The following is a 21,364-nucleotide window of genomic DNA, read 5'->3' as shown; positions in this document are numbered from 1 at the left end:
GGTGTCTTGAGCAGGGTTGCCACCCAATATCGCAGGGGCGGGGCCATGGGCAATGGGGCTGTGACGCTTTTCCACGCATGACGGAAAGGAATGCCCGGTTTTTCGGCAGCTCATGCGCTGGCCTCTTTTGCCCGCGCGCGGCTCGGGCTAATGTCCAAGAATGAGCAGTGACCCCCGATTCATCCATCTTCGCGTCCATACCGAGTATTCGCTTCTGGAAGGGGCGGTGCGGCTGAAAAAGCTGCCCGGCCTGTGCGAGGCGGCGGGGATGCCCGCCGTGGCGGTGACCGACACCAACAACATGTTCGCGGCTTTGGAATTTTCCGTGACGGCGCAGGGTGCCGGTGTGCAGCCGATCATGGGCTGCCAGGTGGATGTGGAATATGTGCAGGTGCAACCCGGTGAGCGGCCGAAAGCCCCCGCGCCGGTGGTTTTGTTGGCGCAGAACGAGGAAGGCTATGAGCACCTGATGAAGCTCAATTCCTGCCTCTACCTGCGTGGCGACGGGCAGTTGGCGCATGTCACGGTCGAGGAGTTGGAGCGCTATGCCGGGTCTGTCATCTGCCTGACGGGCGGGCCGGACGGGCCGGTGGGGCGGCTGTTGCAGGCCGGTCAGCGGCCCGCGGCGCAGGCCCTGATGGAGCGGCTGAAGGCGGCCTTCGGGGACAGGCTTTATGTGGAGTTGCAGCGTCATCCGGGGGAAGACGGCGCGCCCGAGGCCGAGCGTCTGACGGAGCGAGGTTTCATCGAGATGGCCTATGCCATGGAACTGCCGCTTGTCGCGACGAACGATGTCTATTTCCCGGCTGAGAAGATGTACGAGGCGCATGATGCCATGCTGTGCGTGGCCGATGGCGCCTATGTGGATCAATCCGAGCCGCGCCGCCGGTTGACGCCACAGCATTATTTCAAGACGCCGGGCGAGATGGCGACGCTGTTTGCCGATCTGCCGGAGGCGATCGAGAACACCGTTGAAATTGCCAAGCGCTGCGCCTTTGGCACCTACCGGCGCGATCCGATCCTGCCGAAATTCGCCGATGACGAGGTGGAGGAGTTGCGCCGTCAGGCCAAGGAGGGGCTTGAGGCGCGTCTGGCCGTGATTCCGCATGCCACCAGCGTCGAGGACTATCACAAGCGGCTGGACTTTGAGCTGGACATCATCGAGGGGATGGGATTCCCGGGGTATTTCCTGATCGTTGCGGATTTCATCAAATGGGCCAAGGAGCATGACATCCCGGTGGGGCCGGGGCGGGGCTCGGGCGCGGGGTCTCTCGTGGCCTATGCCCTGACGATCACCGACCTCGACCCGCTGCGCTATAGCCTGCTGTTCGAGCGGTTTTTGAACCCCGAACGGGTTTCCATGCCCGACTTCGATATCGACTTCTGCATGGATCGCCGCGAGGAGGTGATCCATTACGTGCAAGAGAAGTATGGCCGCGACAAGGTGGGGCAGATCATCACCTTCGGCGCTTTGCTGTCCAAGGCCGCGGTGCGTGACATTGGCCGGGTCTTGCAGATGCCTTATGGGCAGGTGGACCGCCTGTCGAAGATGATCCCGGTGGAGGGTGTGAAACCCGTCAGCATCGAACAGGCCCTGAAACAGGAAGACCGCCTGCGCGAGGAGGCGCGCAGCGAAGAGGTGGTGGACCGCTTGCTCAAATACGGCATGCAGGTGGAGGGGCTGTTGCGCAATGCCTCGACCCACGCCGCCGGGGTGGTGATCGGCGACCGGCCCCTGGATGAGCTGGTGCCGCTTTACCAAGACCCACGATCCGACATGCCCGCCACGCAGTTCAACATGAAATGGGTGGAGCAGGCGGGGCTTGTGAAGTTCGACTTTCTCGGCCTGAAAACCCTGACCGTCATTCAGAATGCGATTGAGCAGATCCATAACGAGGGGCGCGATTTGCATATCGCGCAGGACGGCAGCACGATTTACGAGCCCTTCGAGGGGGCCGAGAACGACATCGGGCAAATCCCGCTGGATGACGAAAAGACCTATGAGCTTTATGCCCGGGCCAAGACGGTGGCGGTGTTCCAGGTGGAAAGTTCGGGCATGATGGATGCCCTCAAACGCATGAAGCCCACCTGTATCGAGGATATCGTGGCGCTCGTGGCGCTTTACCGGCCCGGGCCGATGGAAAACATCCCCACCTATTGCGAGGTGAAGAACGGGCTGCGCGAGATTTCATCGGTGCATCCGCTGATCGACTATATCCTTGAGGAAACCCAAGGGATCATCGTCTACCAGGAACAGGTGATGCAGATCGCGCAGGTCATGGCGGGCTACAGCCTGGGCGGCGCCGACCTGTTGCGCCGCGCCATGGGCAAGAAGATCAAGGAGGCGATGGACGCCGAGCGGCCCAAGTTCACAAAGGGCGCCATGGAAAACGGCGTGGACGAGGCCAAGGCGAAGGAGGTCTTTGACCTGCTTGAGAAATTCGCCAACTACGGTTTCAACAAATCGCACGCGGCGGCCTATGCGGTGGTGTCCTATCAAACCGCGTGGCTCAAGGCCAACCACCCGGTAGAGTTCATGGCCGGGGTGATGAACTGCGATATTCACCTCACCGACAAGCTGGCCATCTATTTCGAAGAGGTGAAGAAGGGGCTGAAGCTGCCCTATGCGCCGCCCTGCGTGAACCGCTCGGACGCGGTGTTCAAGGTGAAGGGCGGCGTACTGCACTATGCGCTGGGCGCCTTGAAGAACGTGGGCGTCGAGGCGATGCGCCTGATCGTGGAAGGGCGCGGTGAGAAACCCTTTGCCACGTTGTATGACTTTGCCCGCCGGGTGGATTTGAAGAAGATCGGCAAGCGGCCCTTGGAGATGCTGGCGCGCGCGGGTGGCTTTGACGAGCTGGATACCAACCGCCGCCGCGTCTTTGACAGTATCGAGGCGCTGACGAATTACTCGGCGGCCATTCACGAACAGAAGAACTCGAACCAGGTGTCCTTGTTTGGCGAGGCGGGCGATGACCTGCCCGAACCGCGCCTGAGCCCGGTACAGGATTGGTTGCCCGCCGAACGGCTGACCGAGGAGTTCAAGGCGGTGGGCTTTTACCTCTCGGGGCATCCGCTGGATGATTACATGGGTGCGCTCAAGCGCAAGGACGTGAAGACGCTGGATGAGGTCACCGCACTGGCCGAACAAAAGGGCGCGGTGGTGGTCAAGATGGCGGGGGTCGTGGCCGGACGGCAGGAACGCAAATCGGCGCGCGGCAACCGTTTCGCCTTTGCGCAACTGTCCGACACGACGGGGGGCTACGAGATCACGCTGTTTTCCGAAACCTTGGAAAAATCGCGCGAGTTTCTGGAGACAGGCTCACAGGTGGTGGTCACCGCCGAGGCGACGATGGAAAGCGATCAGTTGAAGCTTCTGGGCCGGTCGGTCTCGCCCATCGATGGCGTGGTCGCCGATGCGGGCACCATGGGCCTGCGGATTTTCGTGGACACGGAAAGCGCCATCACATCCGTCGCGCAGCTTTTGCAGAACGCCCAAGATGCCGCCAAGGGTGCGCGCGGGCCGGTGCAGTTTTGCCTGATGGCGCAGGGCTTGCCCGGCGAGGTCGAGATCGACGCGGGCGACGAGTTTCCCGTCAACCCGCAGATCAAGGGCGCGATCAAAAGCCTGACCGGGGTGGTCACGGTCGAGGAGTTTTAGCGCAGGCGCCTCATGCCTTGGCGGCGCACCCGGCCTGAGCCAACGGACATGGGGTATTTAAGCCAAGAAAAAGCGGGTGTGGTTTTTTCTTGGCAAAAATACCCAAATCCGACGGCGGCCACTTGGTGCATGGTTTGAAGGCTTAGTCGCAAGCGGCGGTGACGATCACTTCGACCTTGAGCACATCGCGGGCCAGTTTCGCCTCGCCGCAGGCGCGGGCGGGGGCGTGGCCTTCGGGCACCCATGCATCCCAGACCTCGTTCATCTCGGCGAAGTATTTCATGTCGGAAATCCAGACGATGGCCTGCAGGATACGGTCGCGCGAGGTGCCGGCCTTTTCCAGCAGGGCATCGACACGCGACAGGCAATCGCGGGTTTGCTCGGCCACGGAGTCGCCGTCGCCCACTTGGCCGCAGAGGTAGGCCACGCCGTTGTGCTTGACGATCTTGCTCATGCGGGTGGCGGTGTCGATGCGTTCGATCATGGGGTGCGTCCTTTTACCTTCGGTTATTCGGCGGCGTCCTGAGCCGTGTCCATCGCGGCCAGTTCGCCAAGGGTGACGGGTTTGAGCGGTGGACGGATGCGGTAATAGCCGGTCTCGTCCATGTCTTGCCCGTTGGCCGTGGCCAGTAGCGCCGAAACCGTCAGCCCGCAATAGCGGCCTTGGCAGGGGCCCATCCCGGCGCGGCCAAAGGCCTTGGCCTGATTGGGGCCATTGCAGCCCATGGTGGCAAAGCGGCGAATGTCGCCTGCGGTGACTTCCTCGCAGCGGCAGACGATGGTGCTGTCGTCGGGGGTGAGGGCTTGGGCGAAGGGCGGGTAGGCGGTATCGAGAAAGGCGCGGGGGGCGCGTTCGGCAGAGAGGCGGCGCAAGAGCGGGCGGGCCTTCAGGTCGCGGTCACCAATGGGCAGGCGTCCCGCGTGGTGGGCGATGTCGAGGGCGGCAATCTGGCCCGCGAGGGACGCTGCCTTGGCCCCGCCGATGCCCGCGCCGTCGCCGGCGATATGCACTGTAGGTAGGGTCGTGCCGCCCCATGCGTCGGTTTGCGGTTGATAGCAGGCTTGCCGAGCGTCCCAGTGGTGGGGGATGTCGATGGAGCGGGCCGCTTGGGTGTTGGGCGTGACGCCATGGTGCAGCAAGACGGTGTCGCAGGCGATGGTTCGGGTCTGGCCCTTGGCGGTGAACTCTACCCCCTCGGCGCGGTCTGTGCCGGTGATGCGGATGTCATGGGCCGCCGTGTGGCGCGGCACGCCTGCACGGCGCAAGTCTGCCAGCATTTTCAACCCCTTGAGGGCATAGCGCCAGCCGCGGAGTATTCCCGGTGCATGGCGAAGGGCCCGCAGGCTGTCACCCCTTGTTTGGGTTTCCACCAAGGCCAGTGGCGGGGTGCCCGCGCGCAGCATTTGCGCGCCGATGAGGTAGAGCAGCGGGCCACACCCCACCAGCACCGCGCGCCGGGCCAGGGTGCCCGATTGCTTGAGCAGGATTTGCGCGGCACCCGCCGTCATCACCCCCGGCAGGGTCCAGCCGGGCAGGGGCATGGGGCGTTCCAGCGCGCCGGTGGCGATGAGGATATGCCCGGCGCTGAGTTGCGCGCCGCGCCCCTCGCGGGTGTAGGAGATACGCTGCCCCTCCTCGATGGCCCAGACGGTGGCCCCGGTGATATGGGTGATGCCGGGTGTGGTGAGGCTTTGGGTGAGGGTGCGGCCTTCGGTGTAATCCTGCCCCAAAATGTCGCCGCGCAGGGGGGCGACGCGATCCACATCGCGGTAGATTTGCCCGCCCGGAGTGGACTGTTCGTCCAGTAAAACAACGCTCAAACCGCATTCCGCAGCGGTGCGCGCGGCGGCAAGGCCTGCGGGGCCCGCGCCGAGGATGGCAAGATCATGATCCATCGGCGCCCTCCTGCGGCATGCTGATGGTCAGGCCTTCCGTGACGGTGAGCATGCAGGCTTGTCGCGTGATGCCATCCACCTCGACCACGCAGTCGAAGCAGGCGCCCATCATGCAAAAGGGGGCGCGCGGCGCGCCGGAGGTCGGGGTGTGACGGAAGGTGGTGATGCCAGCGGCGAGCAGGGCGGCAGCGAGGTTGGCGCCTTCGGGTAACATGAGCTCTTGCCCGGCGAAGGTGACAGGCACCTCGGCGCGGCTTTCGGACAGGGTTTCAAACGAAGCGGTCTTCACTGAATACCTCCAGATTCGGGGCCTCGGCATGGCCTTCCAGCCAGTCGGGCAAATGCCGGGCGTGGGCGGCTGCAAGGGTGATGCCGCTGTGACAGGTCACAAGGTAAGCCCCTGACATGGTGGGACTTTCTTGGTAAATCGGCAGGCCGTCGGGCGACAGAACCCGCAGCGCCCCCCAGCTTCGGACAAGCTGCGCGCGGGCCAGATCGGGGTAGGCGGCGATGGCTTGGGCGGCGAGGGATGAGAGGCCCGGTTGGGTGACGTGATCGTCGAAATCGACCTCTTCGTTGGTGGCGCCGATCTGGATGCCGCCTTCGTCGACCTGGCGGGCGATGAGGGAGGGGCGGTTGATCATCTTGGGCAGTTTTTCGGTGATCAAGACCTGGCCGCGTTGCGGGCGGATGGGCGCTTTGAAGCCCAGTTTGGGGCCAAGGGATATGGCCCCTAAGCCCGCGGAAAGAATGACTTTTTGCGCCTCGACGCGGGTGCCATCGGCGCAGGTGACAACAAAGGTTTGCCCCGGTTTTTCAACATCGGTCACCTGCTTGCCGGTCAGCACCTCGCCGCCCATGCGGCGGGTGTCTTGGGCCAGCGCGCGCAGGAGTTGCAGAGGGTTGGCGTGGCCGTCTTGGTGGTGAAGAATCGCGCCCACGACCTTGGGGCCGATGGCCGGTTCCTCGCGGCGCAGGGCGTTGTGCCCCAGCACCTCGAACGGGTAATCGCCGCCCAGTTTTTCCTTTAATTCATTGTACTTAGCGACCGTTTCTTCCAAGCTGTCTTCGGAAAAATGCAGGTCGTAACCGCCCTTTTGTTCAAGGCCCAGACCCTTGCCGGTGTTGTCGGAAAGCTCATTGGCGAAGTCGGACCAGAGGGCGGCGGAGGTTTGTGACCATTGGGCGTAGCGGGGTTGGTTCATGCCCTTGGATTGCACCCAGACCAGCCCGAAATTGCCTCGGCTGGCCCGGAACGAGCCGTCATCGCCATCTAACACTATGACTTTGCGGCCTTTTTTCAGAAGTCCCCAAGCCACGGAGAGGCCGACAACGCCGCCGCCTATGATCGCGTAATCCGCTTGCATCGGGTCCTCCGAGGGTGGGTTCAAGGCGCGGGGCGGCGGCGAACGCCGCCCCGGAGGATCGTACGAGTCGTACGGGAGAAGGGCGCGTTTCGTACGAAAATCCGGGGTGCCGGAAAAAGTTTCGTACGAAACGCAGGCGAGAGCGGCTTATTTGCCGATCTGGTCGAGGATGCCTTGGCCCCAGTCCTCGCCCACGTCCTTGAGGACCTCGGGCCAGACTTCGGCGCGGACCTTGGCGGCCATGGCGGCGCGCTCTTCGTCGGTGAGGGAGACCACGGTGGCGCCCAGTTCGTCGGCCAGACGTTGTTCCCATTTGCCCTGGTCTTCTTCGGCCACGGTCCAGCGGGTGGCTTCGAACTCGGACGCGGCCTCCATCAGGGCTTGTTTGTCGTCCTCGTCCAACCCGGCCAGCGCCTCGTTCGAGGCGATCATGTACCAGACCTCGAAGTGGGTGTTGGCGGGGATATAGGCCTTGGTCACGTCACGGAAGGAGGCATAGTAGCCCTCCGCGCCCGAACCGATGACGCCGTCGACAACGCCGGTCTGAATGGCGGTGAAGGCTTCGGAGAAGGGAATGGGCGAGGGGATGTAGCCCAAGGCCTCACCCGTCAACTGGAAGCTTTTGATACCCGGCACGCGGACCTTGATGCCGTTCGACTGCGAGGGGTCGCCGGGGTTCACCGGATCGGTGTTGAGCGAGATGCCCCCGAAGTAGACCGGGTAGGCGGCCAGCATGGTGATGTCCTGCTTGGCGTAAAGTTCGGCCATGACGTCGCGCACGGGGCCGTCGGGGCCATAGATCGCGCGGGCCTCGTCCCAGCTGTTGGCGAGGAAGGGGAAGGAGCTGATTTGCATTTTGCGGTCGGCGCCGGTGGCGGCCGGTTGGGTGGCCATTTCGATTGCGCCCACGCTGATGCGTTCCTGCACGGTGGTGTAATCGCCCAAGGCCGAGGCCGGGAAGATGTTGATCATCACGTCGCCATCGGTGGCGTCGGCCACGGTTTCGGAAAAGGCGCGCAGTTCCTTGTCGATGGTGGCGTCCTGTGGGCGTACGTGGCTCATCTTGAAGTCGGCGGCATTGGCGGCGCTGGCCAGCGTCATCAGGGCCACGGCGGCGGTGGTTGTCATAAAGCGTTTCATTCTTGGATCTCCTCCGTTGGATTGGATGTGCTTTTGGTGAGCGGGGTCAGTAGCCGAAGAGCGCTGGCAAGAAGAGCGACAGGTCCGGCCAAAGAGAGGTGAGGAAGACCACGGGCACATAGCCCGTGAGGATCAGGATCATGGCGGGCGGGATCACCTTGGTGACCTTCACGTTGCCGATGCGCGCGCCGAGATAGAGGATCGAGGCATAGGGCGGAGTGACGCCGCCCATCGCGGTGTTGACGCCCATGATGGCGGCGAATTGCACCGGCGAGACACCGATCGCCTGCATCAGCGGCAAGAGCAGCGGGGCAATCAGGATGATGGCGGTCACGTCGTTGACCACCATGCCCACCAGAAACAGCAGGATGTTGATGAAGATCAGCAACAGGACCTTGTTTTCGGTGACCGAGAAGATGGCGCTGACCATTTTCTGGGGGATCGCCTCGTAGACGAACATCTGGCTGAGGATCATGGAGAACAGGATCATCAGCATGATCGCGCCCACCGCCGTTGCGGCCTCTTTGCCGGCCTCAAGGAAGGTGCCCCATTTCAGCCCGCGGTAGATGAAGAAACCGACGGGCAGGGCGTAGATCACCGAGATCGCGGCGGCCTCGGTCGGGGTCATGATGCCGCCGTAGATGCCGCCAAGGATGATGATCGGCATGAGCAGCGCCGGCGTGGCGTTGAAGCCTTTACTGGCGACGTTCGAGGTGAATTCCGAAAAGCTGGGGGTGTCGTCGAGGATCAGGTCGAACTTGCGGCTCATCCAGAGATTCACCACCGAGAAGTTGAACATGATCAACAGGCCCGGCCCCAGCGTGGCCAGAAAGCAGGCGAGGATCGAGGTATCGGTGACCCAGCCGTAGACGATCATGGTGACAGAAGGTGGAATCAGCAGGCCGAGGATCGAGGAGTTGGCGATAAGCGCGGTGGCGTATTCGCGCGGGTAGCCGCGTTTTTCCATTTCCGGGATCAGGAGCGGGCCAATGGCGGCGATGCCGGTGAGGCCCGAGCCCGAGATCGCCCCGATGACCGCGCAGGAGACAGCCGCCACAACGCCCAGCCCGCCGCGGATATGGCCGATGAAGGCATTGACGAAGTTCAAAAGCGAGGCGGCGATGCCGCTGGCCGACATGATGGTGCCGGCCAGCACGAAAAGCGGGATGGCCAGAAGCACCGGGTTGCCCAATTGCTGGAACCCCCAGAGCATCATGCCCTTCATGGTCACGTCACCGATGAAATACATCACCATGAGCGCCGCGCCGAAGCAGTAGGGCAGCGGCACGCCCAATGTCAGGGTGATCACCAGAATGGCGATGGCGAGAAGGGCTATCTCGATCATTGGTCGCCTCCGGTGCTGAGGGCCTTGATGTGGCGCAGAAGGTGGGTGGCGGTATAGACCATCATCAGGGCCAGACCGGCGACCAGTGCCACATCGGAATAGAAGGTGGGGATGTAGAGTGTCGGGCTTTCTTTCCACACCCGCCATGCGTATTGCGTGAAATCCCAGGCCCAGGTCAGCAACCAGAGGCCGACGACGAGGCTGATCACCTCGCCGACGATGGCAAGGATGGTGTGGCCGCGCTGGGTTTTGATGGCAATCTCAAGCACGTTGGCGCGGATGTGGGTATCTTCGCGCGAGGCGTTCACGGCGCCGAGGATGTAAAGCCAGAGCGTGGGGTAGAGCATGGTTTCCTCAAGCCCCATGACCGGCACTTGCAACACGTAGCGGGTGATGACCTGCACGAATTGGCCAAGGGCCACGATGCAGATCAGCGCCGTCAGCAGGTATTTGGCGAAAGTGTCCATTGTCCCCCCTTGGATCGACGAGTCGCGGTGTCGATTGGATTTGGACTAGCTTGACGGGGGAGGGGGTATAAAATCAAATTGGAAAATGCGATAAAACCATAGAGTGGCTTTATGGGGTGACGATGAACCTGTCGTTTCGGCAATTGCAATGTTTCCGCGAGGTGATCCTTGCCGGCTCGATCAGTCAGGCGGCGCGGTCCTTGGGGCGGACGCAACCGGCGGTCAGCGCGATGATCGCGGGGCTGGAGGAGGAATTGGGCTTTGCCCTGTTTCTGCGCGAGCAGGGCAAGCTGATGCCGACGCCCGAGGCGCGGTATTTCTTCGAGGAATGCGAGGAGATCCTGGCGCGGTTGGAACAGACCAAGCGGACCCTGTCGGGGATGGCCAAGCTGGAGCGCGGGCGGCTCAGGATTGCCTGTCACCCGGCGGCCTCGGGGTTTTTCCTGCCTCGGGTTCTGACCTCGTTCCTGAAGGGGCGGGAGCGGGTGGAGGTTTCGCTTATGATGCGGTCTTCGGCGGTGATCGAGGATTTGGTGGCCTCGCAGCAGTTCGATCTGGGCTTTGCGGAAACGCCCAAGCCGCGGGAATCGATCCGGCAGGAGGATTTCGGGTTGGAATGCGTCTGTGCCCTGCCGCCCGGTGATCCGCTGGCGGCGCGGGATATCGTGACGCCTGCGGATTTGGAAGGGCGGGGGTTGGCGATGCTGTTTGACGAGCATGTGGTCACCCGCCAGACCCGCGAGGTGTTCGCGCAAGCGGGGTGCGGGTTTGAACGGGTGTTCGAATTGCAGACCTTCCTGCCGGGGATACGCTTTGTCGAGGCCGGGCTATGCACGATGATTTGCGATCTGATCACCGCGCATACCTATGTGCATAACACTGGCGCGCAGACCGGCGGGGTGGTGTTCCGGCCTTTCCGGCCCACGGTGACAAGCGGGGTGTCGGTTCTGACACCGGCCCATGCCACGGCCTCAAGGATGTCCGAGGCGTTTTGCGCCCATCTGGTTGAACATGTGGGACGGCTGCGCGATGAGGTGTTGAAATGGAAACCGGAGTAGGCGCGATGTTCAGTTTTCAGACCGCAGGGGAAATTCGGTTTGGCCGGGGGGTGGCCGGGGAGGCGGCAAGCCGTGCCATGGGCTTTGGCCGCCGGGTTTTGCTGGTGCATGGGGCCACGGCGGCGCGGGCCGAGTGGTTGGCCGAGGCCCTGCGCGACGCGGGGGCCGAGGTGGCGGGGTTCGCCTGTGGGCGGGAGCCGGATGTGGCCTTGATCGAGGCAGGCGTTGCCGCCGCGCGGAACCATGGGGCGCAGGTGGTCGTCAGCCTTGGCGGCGGGGCGGTGATCGACGCGGGCAAGGCGATTGCCGCATTGGTGCCCGCCACGCGGTCGATGCTGGACCATCTTGAGGTTGTGGGGCAGGGGGCGCCGCTGGAGGCGGACCCCTTGCCGTTCATTGCCCTGCCCACAACCGCAGGCACCGGGGCGGAGGTGACCAAGAACGCGGTGATTGGCGTGCCCGAGGCGGGGCGGAAGGTCTCGCTGCGCGATGCGCGGATGTTGGCCGATCTGGCGCTGGTTGATCCCGGATTGACCGATGGGCTTCCGAAAGCCGTGACATTGGCCAGTGGGCTGGATGCGGTGACGCAAGTCATTGAGCCTTATGTGAGTTCCAAGGCCAACCGGCTGACGGATGCCCTTTGCCGCGCGGTGATTGCGCCGGGGCTGCGGGCCTTGCGGTACTTGGTGGACGAGGGCGAGGACAAGGCGGCGCGGGATGAGCTGGCATGGTGCAGCTTGTCGGGCGGGCTGGCGCTGGCCAATGCGGGGCTGGGGGCCGTGCATGGGTTGGCCGGTCCGATTGGGGGTGTCTCACCCGCGCCGCACGGGGCGGTTTGCGGGCGGCTTTTACCCTTTGTTCTGGAGGAAAACGCGCGTCGGGCCGAGGGCGTGACGGCGGCGCGCCTGGGCGAGGTGCGCGGCTGGATCGCCGAGGCCTTGGGCGGGGACCCGGATGAGGCCCCCGCGACGCTGGAGGCATGGGCGCTGGCGGCGGGCCTGCCGGGGTTGCAGGCCATGGGGTTGACGCCTGCGCAGTTTGGCGCGGTGGCCGAGGCGGCGGTTGGATCGTCGTCGATGAAGGGCAATCCGGTGGAGCTGGATGTGGAGTGTTTGGTTCAGATATTGCAGCGCGCGGGGTAATGGGCTGATCGTCACGCCAAGGCGTGAAAGGGTAGGAACAAGCAGATGCTCGCATTACGCTTGTTGAGTGACCGAGATGCGGGACGGAGCGGACATTGAAATAGCCGCGCATCGGCGGGCCGCGGTGCGGCGATCCAACGATTGGTTTATGGCACTTTATCTCAGCCAAGTCCGAAAAACCTATGAGCGGAGTGCTTAGCTTTGCCAAATCGCCGTGCCGGGGGGCGGCCCGCCGATGCGCGGCGGCCTTCGGCCTTGATTCCGCGCTGGACCTTCGCGATCGAATGTCCAACAAGGGCTCCAACCCGTCCTTCGCTGCACGTCAGACGACCGGCCGCTGTCAGGAAACGCCCCAAACGTCGCAAACTTCAATCCCCGCGCACCTCGGGCGATTGAACTTTTATTGAAAATGCCGACGGTTGCGCCCCTTGCGTCAGGTGCAAGGCGCTAGGCCCCGTCCTGTACAAGGATGTCCCATGCCTCACGCACGCCGGGGCGTGTTACGTCGCGCAGGCGGAGCAGGCGGATTTCCAGCGTGATACCGAAGCTGCCGCTGAAGGGATCGACCAGTGCGCCGCTTGCCAGATCGTTCGCCACAAGGGACCCCGGCAGCCACGCCACCCCGATGCCATCCAAAGCATAGTGATATGCCGCCAGCGTCAGGGCGGTTTCGGCCTTGCGGTGCAGGTGGGTTCCGGAGGGCAGGCGGGGCCAGACCTGAGAGTCCATCACTTGGCCCAGAAAGACATCGCGGGGGTAGGTGATGACCGGCAGGTTGCCGGTTCGCAGGGATTTTGCCACCGCAGGGGTGCAGACGGGCCGCAGGGTTTCCTGACCCAGTGTATGGTCATGAAAGGCGGGGGTGGGGGCGGCATCCACCCCGGCCAGATCGTAGCTGACCACCAGATCAACCTCGCCCGAGAGCAACATCAGCAGGCATTCGTCGCGGTTGCCCGAGCGGACGCGGACCGAGGCCCCGGTCGCCTCGGTCAACTGTCGCACGAGAGCGGGGGAGACCGTGGTCGTGATCGCGTGCTGACAGGCCAGCGAGATGGCCCGGTCTTGCCCCAAGGCCGCGCCCCGGAGGCTATCGCCAAGCGCGCGCAGGTCCGAGGCGAGGCGGCGCATCTGGGCCTCTTGTTCGCGGATCGCGGGCAAGAGGGTCACGGGTTTGCGGCTTCGGTCAAAGAGCGGTGCGCCGAGGCTGTCTTCGATGGCGCGGATGCGGCGGGTGAAGGCCGATTGGGTGAGATTGCGCCGCTCGGCGGCCCGCACGAAGGAGCCGGTATCGAGAACCGCAAGGATGTCTTCGAGCCAATCGAGTCGCATGTCTTGCTGTGCCCTATAGCACTATAAAATGCAAGATGTGCATTTTATAATGCGGCATTCGCATTTGGTTTGCGGGAATGCAGGGTGTATCAGTCGAATTAATCAACATGAGAGGATTTCCAACATGCATCTTGCCCGCTTTCCCCGCCACTTCCTTGCCCATTTGCCCACGCCTCTTGAGCGTCTGGACCGCCTGAGTGCGGAACTGGGCGGGCCGGAGATCTGGATCAAGCGCGACGATTGCACGGGTCTGTCCACCGGCGGTAACAAGACCCGCAAACTGGAATTCCTGATGGCCGAGGCCGAGGCGCAGGGCGCCGACATGGTGATGACCCAAGGGGCCACGCAATCGAACCACGCGCGGCAAACGGCGGCTTTTGCTGCCAAGCTGGGCATGAAGTGTCATATCCTGTTGGAAGATCGCACCGGATCGAACGATCCGAATTATAACTATAACGGCAACGTGTTGCTGGACCATCTGCACGGGGCCACCACCGAGAAACGCCCCGGCGGCGGCGACATGAACGCCGAGATGGAAGCGGTGGCCGACAAGCTGCGCGCCGATGGCAAGAAAGTTTACACCATTCCCGGCGGTGGCTCGAACCCCACGGGCGCGCTGGGCTATGTGAACTGTGCCTTTGAGCTTCTGAACCAAGTGAATAGCACGGGCCTGAAGATCGACCATCTGGTACATGCCACCGGCAGTGCGGGCACGCAGGCGGGGCTGATCACGGGCTTACAGGCGATGAACGCGCAAATCCCGCTTCTGGGGATTGGCGTGCGGGCGCCCAAGCCCAAGCAGGAAGAGAACGTCTATAACCTGGCCTGTGCCACCGCCGAGAAACTGGGCTGTGCCGGGGTCGTGAAGCGCGAGGACGTGGTGGCCAACACCGATTACGTCGGCGAGGGCTATGGCATCCCGACCGAGAGCGGTTTGGAAGCGATCCGCATGTTCGCCGAGTTGGAAGCGATCCTGCTGGACCCGGTGTATTCGGCCAAGGGCGCGGCGGGCCTGATTGATTTGATCCGTAAGGGGCATTTCAAGAAGGGTGAGCGGGTTGTCTTCCTGCACACCGGCGGGGCTGCGGCGCTCTTTGGCTATGACGCGGCCTTTGATTTCAAGGGTCGCTGGGTCACGGCCTAAAGCTCTGTCAGGTTTGGAAATCGAGCGACCCGCCGGATCGGCGGGCCGTTTTTCTTTGCGAGCTCACCGCCCCAGCACCGCTTTCATGCCCGGTTCGGGAAAGCAGGTGGCGCGCCCGCCCCTGGCCTCTTGCCAGCGGCCGATGGAGCGGCGGGTTTTGAAGCCGGGCAACCCATCGGCGCCGCCCACGTCATGGCCCATGGCCTGAAGCCCGCGTTGCATGGCGGCGATGTCCGAGCGGTACATGCGGCCCACGTTGCCCCAACGACCTTCGAAATCGCCCATGCCATAGGCGATGCGGTCGCCCACGTGGCCGACGAACAGCGCGTAAAGGTCGCTCATGTTGTAATCCTTCAGGACATAGAAATTGGGCGTCACGATGAAGGCGGGGCCGTTTCGGCCAGCGGGCATCAGAAGGAACCCTTCGCCGCGTGCTTCGTGGCTCGGGAAGGCTTTGCCGTTGACTCGCGTGATGCCCATGGCCGCCCATTGGGTGATCCGGCGGCCTTGGTCGGGGCCTTCCAGCGTGCAGGAAACCGAAGGTGGAACGCGCACTTCGAACCCCCAGTCGCGGCCTTTCACCCAGCCATGCCGCGCGAGGTAGTTGCCGATGGAGGCCAGCGTGTCGGCCTCGGAGCGCCAGATGTCGGCGCGCCCGTCGCCATTGCCATCGGCGGCGTATTTCAGGAAGGACGAGGGCATGAATTGCGGTTGTCCCAGCGCCCCGGCCCAACTGCTTTTCATCGCCCCGCTGGGGGCGTGGCCCGCTTGGGCGATTTGCAGGGCGGCGATGAGTTCATCGGTGAAATATTCGGCACGGGTGCTCATGAACCCCTTGGTGCCCAGCACCTCGAAGGCATTATGTGGGATGGCGACCCGGCCATAACCGCTTTCGCGGCCCCAGATGGCAAGGATGATATGGCCGGGAACGCCGGTGGCGCGTTCCACCCGTGCCAGCGTATTGGCATACTGGCGGGCCAGTTTGCGGCCCGTGGCGGTGGCGCCGTTCACCGAGCCGCGATTGAAATACTTGGCGGGCGCGCCGAATTCGGCCTGCCTTTGGCGCTTGGGGGTCGTGGTGCGGCTGCCGGGCGGCACCAGATCGGGCAAATCCCAGTTGAGGCGGACGCCGTTGAAGGCGGCATTGAACGTGCCGCGCGACACACCCTTGGCTTTCGCGCGGGGCCAGACGGTTTGCGAGAGCCAGTTTTGAAACTGCGCCTCAATACGGGCGCGGTCTTGGGCGCTGGCGGGGAGGGGGGCGAGGGACAAAAGACCAAGGAGCAGAACCACATAGCGCATCTTTTTCCCTTTCGCGTCATCGGCGGGTGCAGAGGGTTTGCCCCAGATCATCACAAGCAGGTGGCGTAGGGCAAGATGTGTTGCACGCTTTGAGGCAAACCTGCCGAATCGTGCCGCGTTGGTGAAGCGCAGGCGCTGTGCATGTACCAAAACCGATGATTTGATTGCATGGCAGAAAATTCACTTAACTACCTGAATAATAAATGAAAATAGTAATCTCATTATTGCATGGAGTATTTCGCAACCCCAAAATTGGAAAAATATCTTTACCAATACTGCGCATCCCTTAATATTCGCCCTGTTGCATGTACGATGGTCGGGAAGGAGGCCCCGCCCATCGTTTGGAAAGCATCCAAAGGGAGGAGAAACCATGACCAACAAACCGATTTCACGCCGCGCCGCCCTGAGCGGGCTGGCCACGGCGGGGGCCGCCGGCCTTGCCGCGCCGTCGCTTGCCACCGCACAGGGGCAGACGACCACGTGGAAGATTCAGACAAGCTGGCCCGGTGGTATCGGCCTGCAAATCTTCAAGGACTGGGCCAATTCCATCGTTGAGAAAACCGGCGGGGAACTGGCGTTCGAGCCCTTCGGCGCAAAGGACGTCGTGGGCGACTTTCAGCTTTACGACGCCGTGAAGAACGGCGTTCTGGACGCGGTGAACCCCTTCACCATCTACGCGCAGGGTATCATCCCCGCGGCGATGTTCCTGACCAGCTATCCGCTGGGCCTGCGCAACCCGCACGAGTTCGACACCTTCTATTATGGCCTTGGCGGCCTTGAGATGGCGCGCGAGCTTTATGCCAAGCAGAACATGTATTTCGTCGGGCCGATCCACCACGGGCCGAACATCATCCACTCCAAGGTTCCGATCCGTTCGGTCGATGACTTCGCGGGCCGCAAGATGCGCGCGCCCGGCGGCATGGTGGCCGAACTGTTCTCGGCGCTTGGGGCGAAAACCACGCTGCTGCCCGGTTCGGAAATCTTCCCGGCGCTGGAAAAGGGCACGATCGACGTGGCCGACTACGTGGGGCCGGCGGTGAACTATGCCTTGGGCTTCAGCCAGGTCACCGATTACATCTCGATGGGCCCTCCGGGCTTCATGTCGGTCTATCAGCCGGTGGACATCATGGACCTGACCGTCGGCATGGACAGCTGGAACGCCCTGTCGGACGAGATGAAGCAATTCGTCGAGATGGAAGTGCATTCCTACTCCGACATGCACCACGCGGCGATCCAGAAGGCCGACCAGGAGGCCTGGAAGAAGTTCGAGGCAGACGGCACAGAAGTCACCCGTCTGAGCCAGACCGACGTGGAAATCATGACCGAGGTCGCCGTGCCGATCTGGTTCAAATACGCCAACCGCGACAAGGACGCCGCGCGCGTCTTCAAGACGCAACTGGATTACATGATGTCCGGCTCGCTTGGTTATGTATCGCCTGAAATGGTCGAGGGTCAGACGCTGGATCTTTGATCGGCAACTGATCGACTGTAACGCGCTGCGCCCCCGCCATCATGCCGGGGGCGTGGCCTTCTTTTCCGCTTAGAATGGACGACATTCCATGCCCAGCATCAACTTCATCCTGCCGCATTGGCTGTATTGGGGAACGCTGTTTGTCTTTCCGCTGATTGCCATGGTGATGGCGCGGCGTACGCAGACACGCGGTTATTCGCTCTCAATCGGTTACATGATCCTGTTGACCGGGGGGCTTTTGGGCCTGCACCGGCTGTACCTGCGTAATCTTTGGGGGCTGATCTTTATCCCGCTGTTTTTCGCGATCCTCTTTGCCAATGCGCAGGGGCGCGAGGCACGCGAGCTTCAGAGCGAGGCGGCCAATGTCGTGAGCAGCGCCGAGAGGGTGATCGGGCGGCTGGAACCCAAGGTGGCGGGCGCGGATGACAAGATCGCCGGGCTGGAGGCCGATCTGGCCGAGGCCGAGGAGGGCAGTTTCGCCCGGATCCGGGCCGAAAAGATGCTGGACAAGGCACGCGACGCCAAGGTGGCCGACGCCGAGCGTCTGGCAAAGGCACAGGCCGACCTTGAAGCCGCCAGACCGGGATTGGTAGAGGCCGGTGAGGGGCGAGCCTTCTGGTCGAATTTCGCCTTTTACACTTTTCTGCTGATTTGCGTGCTGATGGCTATCGACGCGGTGCTGTTGCCCGGTCTGGTCAAGCGTGCGCAGGCGCGGCTTGAGGCCGAGGGCGACGAGGAGACCCCCGCCGAGCATCGCCTTGAAGAGGTGGAGCACGAAGAGGCCGAGGGGGACGAGGCGCATATCGGCACCGGGTTTACCGGCGCGATTGACCGGTTGTCATACTATGCGGGCGAGTTCGTCAGCTATTGGATGGTGATCGCGGTCATCGCCTATTACTTCGAGGTGGTGGCGCGCTATGTCTTCAACTCGCCCACGATCTGGGTGCACGAGGGCATGTTCCTGATGTTCGGGATGCAATACCTCGTGGCCGGGGCCTATGCGGCGCTGACCGATGCGCATGTGAAGGTGGATGTCTTCTATGCCGAATGGTCGCCGATGCGCAAAGCGCTGGTCGATCTGTTCACCTCGATCTTCTTCTTCATCTTCGCCGGTACGCTGCTGGTGACCGGGTGGATTTTCGCGATGGATGCGACCGTGGTGAACGAGATTTCCTTCTCGGAGTGGACCATCGCCTATTGGCCCTTCAAATGGGCCATCGTCGTGGGCGCTGTCCTGTTGATCCTGCAAGGGGTTGCCAAGCTGTTGCGAGACTTGGCCACCGTCGGCAATGCAATGAAAGGGGCCTGAGGGCATGGGTATCGAAATTGAAATCGGTTGGCTGACGGCCCTGATGTTCGGCAGCTTGATGGTGTTGTTGATGGCGGGGCTTCCGTTGGCCTTCGTCACCGGCGGTCTGGCCTGTGTGTTCCTGTTCATCCTTGGCGATGCGCAGACCCTGAACATCGTGCCAAGCCGGATTTTCCCGCTGATGACGAACTATCAGCTATCGGCGATCCCGTTGTTCATCTTCCTTGCGGCCATGTTGGAGAGGGCGGGGATCATCAACGAGATGTTCGATGTGATCTACAAGCTCTTGGGCGGGGTGCGCGGCGGTCTGGCCGCGGCCACGATCATTGCCTCGACGATCCTTGCCGCCATGGTGGGGGTCATCGGTGCCGCCGTGGTGACCATGGGGATCATCGCGCTGCCCGCGATGCTGGAACGGCACTATGACCCCAAGATCGCCATGGGCTCGATCATGGCAGGGGGGACGCTGGGTATCCTGATCCCGCCCTCGATTCTGGCGATCATTTACGCGGTTGTGGCCGAGCAATCGGTGGGCGAGCTGTTCATCGGGGCGGTCCTGCCCGGCCTGCTGCTGTCGGGGATGTATATCCTTTATGTCACCGTCATGTGCTATGCCGACCCCAAGAAAGGCCCGCCCATCCCGGTCGAGGACCGGGTGAGCACTGCCGAGAAGATGCGCCTTCTGGGCAACATGGCCGCGCCCATCACCCTGATTTTCGTGGTGCTTGGGGTGATCTTCGCAGGTGTTGCCACGCCGGTTGAGGCGGCGGGCATCGGTACCTTCGGGGCCTTCATCGTGGCCGCCATCCACCGCAAGCTGACATGGGCCACCGTGCGCGAGGCCTGCATGACCACGCTCAAGGCCAGTGCCATGGTGATCTGGATCATGTTCGGCGCGACCATCTTTGTTGGCCTGTACGTTCTGGAAGGCGGGCAGGAGTTCGTGGAAAGCACCATGACGGGCCTTGGCCTTGGGCCTTGGGGGATCCTGATCCTGATGCAGGTGATCCTTGTGGCGCTGGGCATGTTCCTTGACTGGGTGGGCATCCTTCTGCTGGCGGTGCCGATCTTCGTGCCGATCATCAAGGCGCTGGGCGCGCAGGCCTTCGGGCTTGGCTCGGAAGGGGATTTGGTGCTGTGGTTCGGGGTGTTGTACCTCGTGAACATGCAGATGAGCTTCCTCAGCCCGCCGTTCGGCTATGCGCTTTTCTACCTGCGGGGCGTGGCGCCTGCACACATCCCGATGAGTGACATTTTCAAATCGGCCTTGCCATTTCTCTTCTTGCAGATCGTGGGCCTTGTGATGTGTATGTTGTTCCCGACGATCATCACGTGGTTGCCGCGGCTGGTCTACGGAGGGTAGCCGCGCAGAGATGCAGGGATAAACAGCATGACGAACTGGACGGGCGAAGCGGAGCTTGGAACACCTTACTGGTGGGAGGCCGCCGCCCCCCAAGACCCCGGGCAGGACCTGCCCGGGGTTTGCGATTTTCTGGTTATCGGTGCGGGGTACTGCGGGTTGTCGGCGGCGATTGCCGCGCATGACTGCGGCGCCAAGGTGGTGGTCGTAGATGCGGGCGTGCCGGGCGAGGGGGCCAGCAGCCGCAATGGCGGCATGGTGGGGGCGCATCCCCGGCTGGGGTGGCATGATCTGGCCACGAAATTCGGGCCTGCCGTGGCCGATGCCCTGTTTGCCGAGGCGAAACCGGCGCTGGAGTGGGTCAAGGCCCTGATCGCAACCGAATCCATCGACTGTGATTTTCAACAGACAGGCCGGGTGCAACTGGCGTGGACACCGGCCCACGCCGAAACGCAAAAGCGGCTGGCCGGGCATGTGCGCGAGAAAAGCGATGTACAGGTCACGTTGCTGGACCGTGACGCGTTGAGCGCCGAGATCGAAAGCGCGCATTACCACGGCGGGCTGTTGTTCCCCGAACATGGCGCGTTGCACCCGGCCAAGTATCACGCGGGCCTGATGCAGGCCGCGTTGCGCCGGGGGATTCCGGTTGTCGGACATGCGGGCGTGTCGGGATATGAGCGGGATGGTGGCGGATTCGTGGTCGAGACCGCGAAGGGCCGGGTGAAAGCGGGGAAGCTGATGCTGGCGACCAATGGCTATACCCGCAAGCCGTTCAAATGGCACGTGGCGCGGGTCTTTCCGCTGCCCAGCTATATCATCGCCACCGAGGAGCTACCCTCGAACCTGCTGGGCCATATCGCGCCGGGGCGGCGGATGATGGTCGAGACCCGCGCGCGGCACAGCTATTTCCGCCTGTCGCCCGATGGCAAGCGGGTGCTTTTCGGCGGCCGCGCCTCGATGCGGGATCTGCCGATGGACAAGGCGGCAGAGCGCCAGAAGCAAACCATGTGCGAGGTCTGGCCCGAGTTGCGCGATGTGAAGCTGTCGCATGCGTGGAAAGGCTATACCGGGTACAGTTTCACCCATATGCCGCATGTGGGTGAGGATCGGGGGCTGCATTATGCCATGGGCTTTTCCGGGTCGGGCACGGTGATGGCGCCCTACCTCGGGGCCAAGGCGGCGTGGCAGGCGATGGGCGATGCGCGGGGGCAGACGGCCTATGCTGATACCCACCTGACGCGCCATGTGCTCCACCCTTTCGAGTGGCCACATTTCCTCAAGGCGGCGGATGTCTATTACCGCAACTGGGTGGACCGGATGGAAAACCGCGCCGCGCGGCGCGGGTAGGCCGAGGCCGTAGAACGCACATTTTT

17 protein-coding genes are annotated in these 21,364 nt (G+C 63.0%); 8 read left to right on the top strand and 9 right to left on the bottom strand.

Features of this window, described 5'->3' with window-relative positions:
* Positions 1-160: 160 nt before the first annotated feature.
* Positions 161-3,661 carry a DNA polymerase III subunit alpha gene (dnaE, locus tag FDP25_RS03630; protein WP_154149028.1) on the top strand — a complete coding sequence of 1,167 codons (3,501 nt, stop codon included), beginning with the start codon at positions 161-163 and terminating at the stop codon, positions 3,659-3,661.
* A gap of 142 nt (positions 3,662-3,803) precedes the next feature.
* Here dnaE and FDP25_RS03625 read toward each other — a convergent pair whose 3' ends face one another.
* The 7 genes from FDP25_RS03625 to FDP25_RS03595 all read right to left on the bottom strand — a co-directional run bounded on the left by FDP25_RS03625 (position 3,804) and on the right by FDP25_RS03595 (position 9,876).
* Positions 3,804-4,145, bottom strand: a complete 342-nt coding sequence (locus tag FDP25_RS03625) for a RidA family protein (protein WP_154149026.1) — start codon at positions 4,143-4,145, stop codon at positions 3,804-3,806.
* Positions 4,146-4,168: 23 nt separating this feature from the next.
* Entirely contained in the window at positions 4,169-5,557 is a 1,389-nt protein-coding gene (locus FDP25_RS03620) for an FAD/NAD(P)-dependent oxidoreductase (RefSeq protein WP_154149025.1), read from the bottom strand.
* A complete protein-coding gene (locus FDP25_RS03615; protein WP_343031948.1) occupies positions 5,547-5,846 on the bottom strand; it encodes a 2Fe-2S iron-sulfur cluster-binding protein in 300 nt (99 codons plus the stop codon). The genes FDP25_RS03620 and FDP25_RS03615 overlap by 11 nt, the downstream gene beginning before the upstream one ends.
* A complete protein-coding gene (locus FDP25_RS03610) occupies positions 5,827-6,924 on the bottom strand; it encodes an NAD(P)/FAD-dependent oxidoreductase (protein ID WP_154149021.1) in 1,098 nt (365 codons plus the stop codon). The genes FDP25_RS03615 and FDP25_RS03610 overlap by 20 nt, the downstream gene beginning before the upstream one ends.
* Positions 6,925-7,071: 147 nt before the next feature.
* Positions 7,072-8,064 (bottom strand): TRAP transporter substrate-binding protein DctP, encoded by a 993-nt coding sequence (dctP, locus tag FDP25_RS03605; RefSeq protein WP_154149019.1) that lies wholly within the window; start codon positions 8,062-8,064, stop codon positions 7,072-7,074.
* 46 nt (positions 8,065-8,110) lie between these two features.
* On the bottom strand, positions 8,111-9,409 hold the full coding sequence (locus FDP25_RS03600) for a TRAP transporter large permease (protein ID WP_154149017.1): 1,299 nt from the start codon (positions 9,407-9,409) through the stop codon (positions 8,111-8,113).
* The gene (locus tag FDP25_RS03595; protein ID WP_154149015.1) at positions 9,406-9,876 is read right to left on the bottom strand and encodes a TRAP transporter small permease; all 471 of its coding nucleotides are present in this window, start codon (positions 9,874-9,876) and stop codon (positions 9,406-9,408) included. The genes FDP25_RS03600 and FDP25_RS03595 overlap by 4 nt, the downstream gene beginning before the upstream one ends.
* A gap of 122 nt (positions 9,877-9,998) precedes the next feature.
* Between FDP25_RS03595 and FDP25_RS03590 the strand changes: the two genes are divergently transcribed.
* Positions 9,999-10,934 (top strand): LysR family transcriptional regulator, encoded by a 936-nt coding sequence (locus FDP25_RS03590; protein WP_154149014.1) that lies wholly within the window; start codon positions 9,999-10,001, stop codon positions 10,932-10,934.
* On the top strand, positions 10,919-12,076 hold the full coding sequence (locus tag FDP25_RS03585; protein ID WP_154149012.1) for an iron-containing alcohol dehydrogenase: 1,158 nt from the start codon (positions 10,919-10,921) through the stop codon (positions 12,074-12,076). Before FDP25_RS03590 ends, FDP25_RS03585 begins: the two co-directional genes overlap by 16 nt.
* A gap of 447 nt (positions 12,077-12,523) precedes the next feature.
* Here the strand turns inward: FDP25_RS03585 and FDP25_RS03580 are convergent, their stop codons facing one another.
* The gene (locus tag FDP25_RS03580) at positions 12,524-13,405 is read right to left on the bottom strand and encodes a LysR family transcriptional regulator (protein WP_154149010.1); all 882 of its coding nucleotides are present in this window, start codon (positions 13,403-13,405) and stop codon (positions 12,524-12,526) included.
* A 124-nt stretch (positions 13,406-13,529) separates the two neighbouring features.
* Between FDP25_RS03580 and cuyA the strand changes: the two genes are divergently transcribed.
* The gene (gene cuyA, locus FDP25_RS03575; RefSeq protein WP_154149008.1) at positions 13,530-14,549 is read left to right on the top strand and encodes a D-cysteate sulfo-lyase; all 1,020 of its coding nucleotides are present in this window, start codon (positions 13,530-13,532) and stop codon (positions 14,547-14,549) included.
* Positions 14,550-14,612: 63 nt separating this feature from the next.
* Here cuyA and FDP25_RS03570 read toward each other — a convergent pair whose 3' ends face one another.
* Positions 14,613-15,851, bottom strand: a complete 1,239-nt coding sequence (locus tag FDP25_RS03570) for a lytic murein transglycosylase (RefSeq protein ID WP_154149006.1) — start codon at positions 15,849-15,851, stop codon at positions 14,613-14,615.
* A gap of 370 nt (positions 15,852-16,221) precedes the next feature.
* On the opposite strand from FDP25_RS03570, the gene dctP (FDP25_RS03565) reads away from it, so the two are divergent.
* The 4 genes from dctP (FDP25_RS03565) (at position 16,222) to FDP25_RS03550 (ending at position 21,338) form a co-directional block, all read left to right on the top strand.
* Entirely contained in the window at positions 16,222-17,322 is a 1,101-nt protein-coding gene (dctP, locus tag FDP25_RS03565; protein WP_154149004.1) for a TRAP transporter substrate-binding protein DctP, read from the top strand.
* Between the two features lie 88 nt (positions 17,323-17,410).
* Positions 17,411-18,631, top strand: coding sequence for a TRAP transporter small permease subunit (locus tag FDP25_RS03560; RefSeq protein WP_154149002.1), 1,221 nt, complete (start codon positions 17,411-17,413; stop codon positions 18,629-18,631).
* Positions 18,632-18,635: 4 nt separating this feature from the next.
* Positions 18,636-19,994: a TRAP transporter large permease gene (locus FDP25_RS03555; protein WP_154149000.1), complete on the top strand. Its 1,359-nt coding sequence runs from the start codon at positions 18,636-18,638 to the stop codon at positions 19,992-19,994.
* Positions 19,995-20,021: 27 nt separating this feature from the next.
* A complete protein-coding gene (locus tag FDP25_RS03550; protein ID WP_154148998.1) occupies positions 20,022-21,338 on the top strand; it encodes an NAD(P)/FAD-dependent oxidoreductase in 1,317 nt (438 codons plus the stop codon).
* Positions 21,339-21,364: the final 26 nt, after the last annotated feature.

Source organism: Roseovarius bejariae, from assembly GCF_009669325.1.
Classification (GTDB): domain Bacteria; phylum Pseudomonadota; class Alphaproteobacteria; order Rhodobacterales; family Rhodobacteraceae; genus Roseovarius; species Roseovarius bejariae.
The sequence above is the reverse complement of the archived record's forward strand: the minus strand, read 5'-3'. Positions and strand labels throughout refer to the sequence as shown.

What these genes read in the sequence shown, in the direction of transcription:
- FDP25_RS03580 (WP_154149010.1), bottom strand. Translation starts at nt 13,405, where the DNA reads ATGCGACTCGATTGGCTCGAAGACATCCTTGCGGTTCTCGATACCGGC.
- FDP25_RS03625 (WP_154149026.1), bottom strand. Translation starts at nt 4,145, where the DNA reads ATGATCGAACGCATCGACACCGCCACCCGCATGAGCAAGATCGTCAAG.
- dctP (WP_154149019.1), bottom strand. Translation starts at nt 8,064, where the DNA reads ATGAAACGCTTTATGACAACCACCGCCGCCGTGGCCCTGATGACGCTG.
- cuyA (WP_154149008.1), top strand. Translation starts at nt 13,530, where the DNA reads ATGCATCTTGCCCGCTTTCCCCGCCACTTCCTTGCCCATTTGCCCACG.
- dctP (WP_154149004.1), top strand. Translation starts at nt 16,222, where the DNA reads ATGACCAACAAACCGATTTCACGCCGCGCCGCCCTGAGCGGGCTGGCC.
- FDP25_RS03555 (WP_154149000.1), top strand. Translation starts at nt 18,636, where the DNA reads ATGGGTATCGAAATTGAAATCGGTTGGCTGACGGCCCTGATGTTCGGC.
- dnaE (WP_154149028.1), top strand. Translation starts at nt 161, where the DNA reads ATGAGCAGTGACCCCCGATTCATCCATCTTCGCGTCCATACCGAGTAT.
- FDP25_RS03610 (WP_154149021.1), bottom strand. Translation starts at nt 6,924, where the DNA reads ATGCAAGCGGATTACGCGATCATAGGCGGCGGCGTTGTCGGCCTCTCC.
- FDP25_RS03585 (WP_154149012.1), top strand. Translation starts at nt 10,919, where the DNA reads ATGGAAACCGGAGTAGGCGCGATGTTCAGTTTTCAGACCGCAGGGGAA.
- FDP25_RS03550 (WP_154148998.1), top strand. Translation starts at nt 20,022, where the DNA reads ATGACGAACTGGACGGGCGAAGCGGAGCTTGGAACACCTTACTGGTGG.
- FDP25_RS03600 (WP_154149017.1), bottom strand. Translation starts at nt 9,409, where the DNA reads ATGATCGAGATAGCCCTTCTCGCCATCGCCATTCTGGTGATCACCCTG.
- FDP25_RS03590 (WP_154149014.1), top strand. Translation starts at nt 9,999, where the DNA reads ATGAACCTGTCGTTTCGGCAATTGCAATGTTTCCGCGAGGTGATCCTT.
- FDP25_RS03595 (WP_154149015.1), bottom strand. Translation starts at nt 9,876, where the DNA reads ATGGACACTTTCGCCAAATACCTGCTGACGGCGCTGATCTGCATCGTG.
- FDP25_RS03570 (WP_154149006.1), bottom strand. Translation starts at nt 15,851, where the DNA reads ATGCGCTATGTGGTTCTGCTCCTTGGTCTTTTGTCCCTCGCCCCCCTC.
- FDP25_RS03560 (WP_154149002.1), top strand. Translation starts at nt 17,411, where the DNA reads ATGCCCAGCATCAACTTCATCCTGCCGCATTGGCTGTATTGGGGAACG.
- FDP25_RS03620 (WP_154149025.1), bottom strand. Translation starts at nt 5,557, where the DNA reads ATGGATCATGATCTTGCCATCCTCGGCGCGGGCCCCGCAGGCCTTGCC.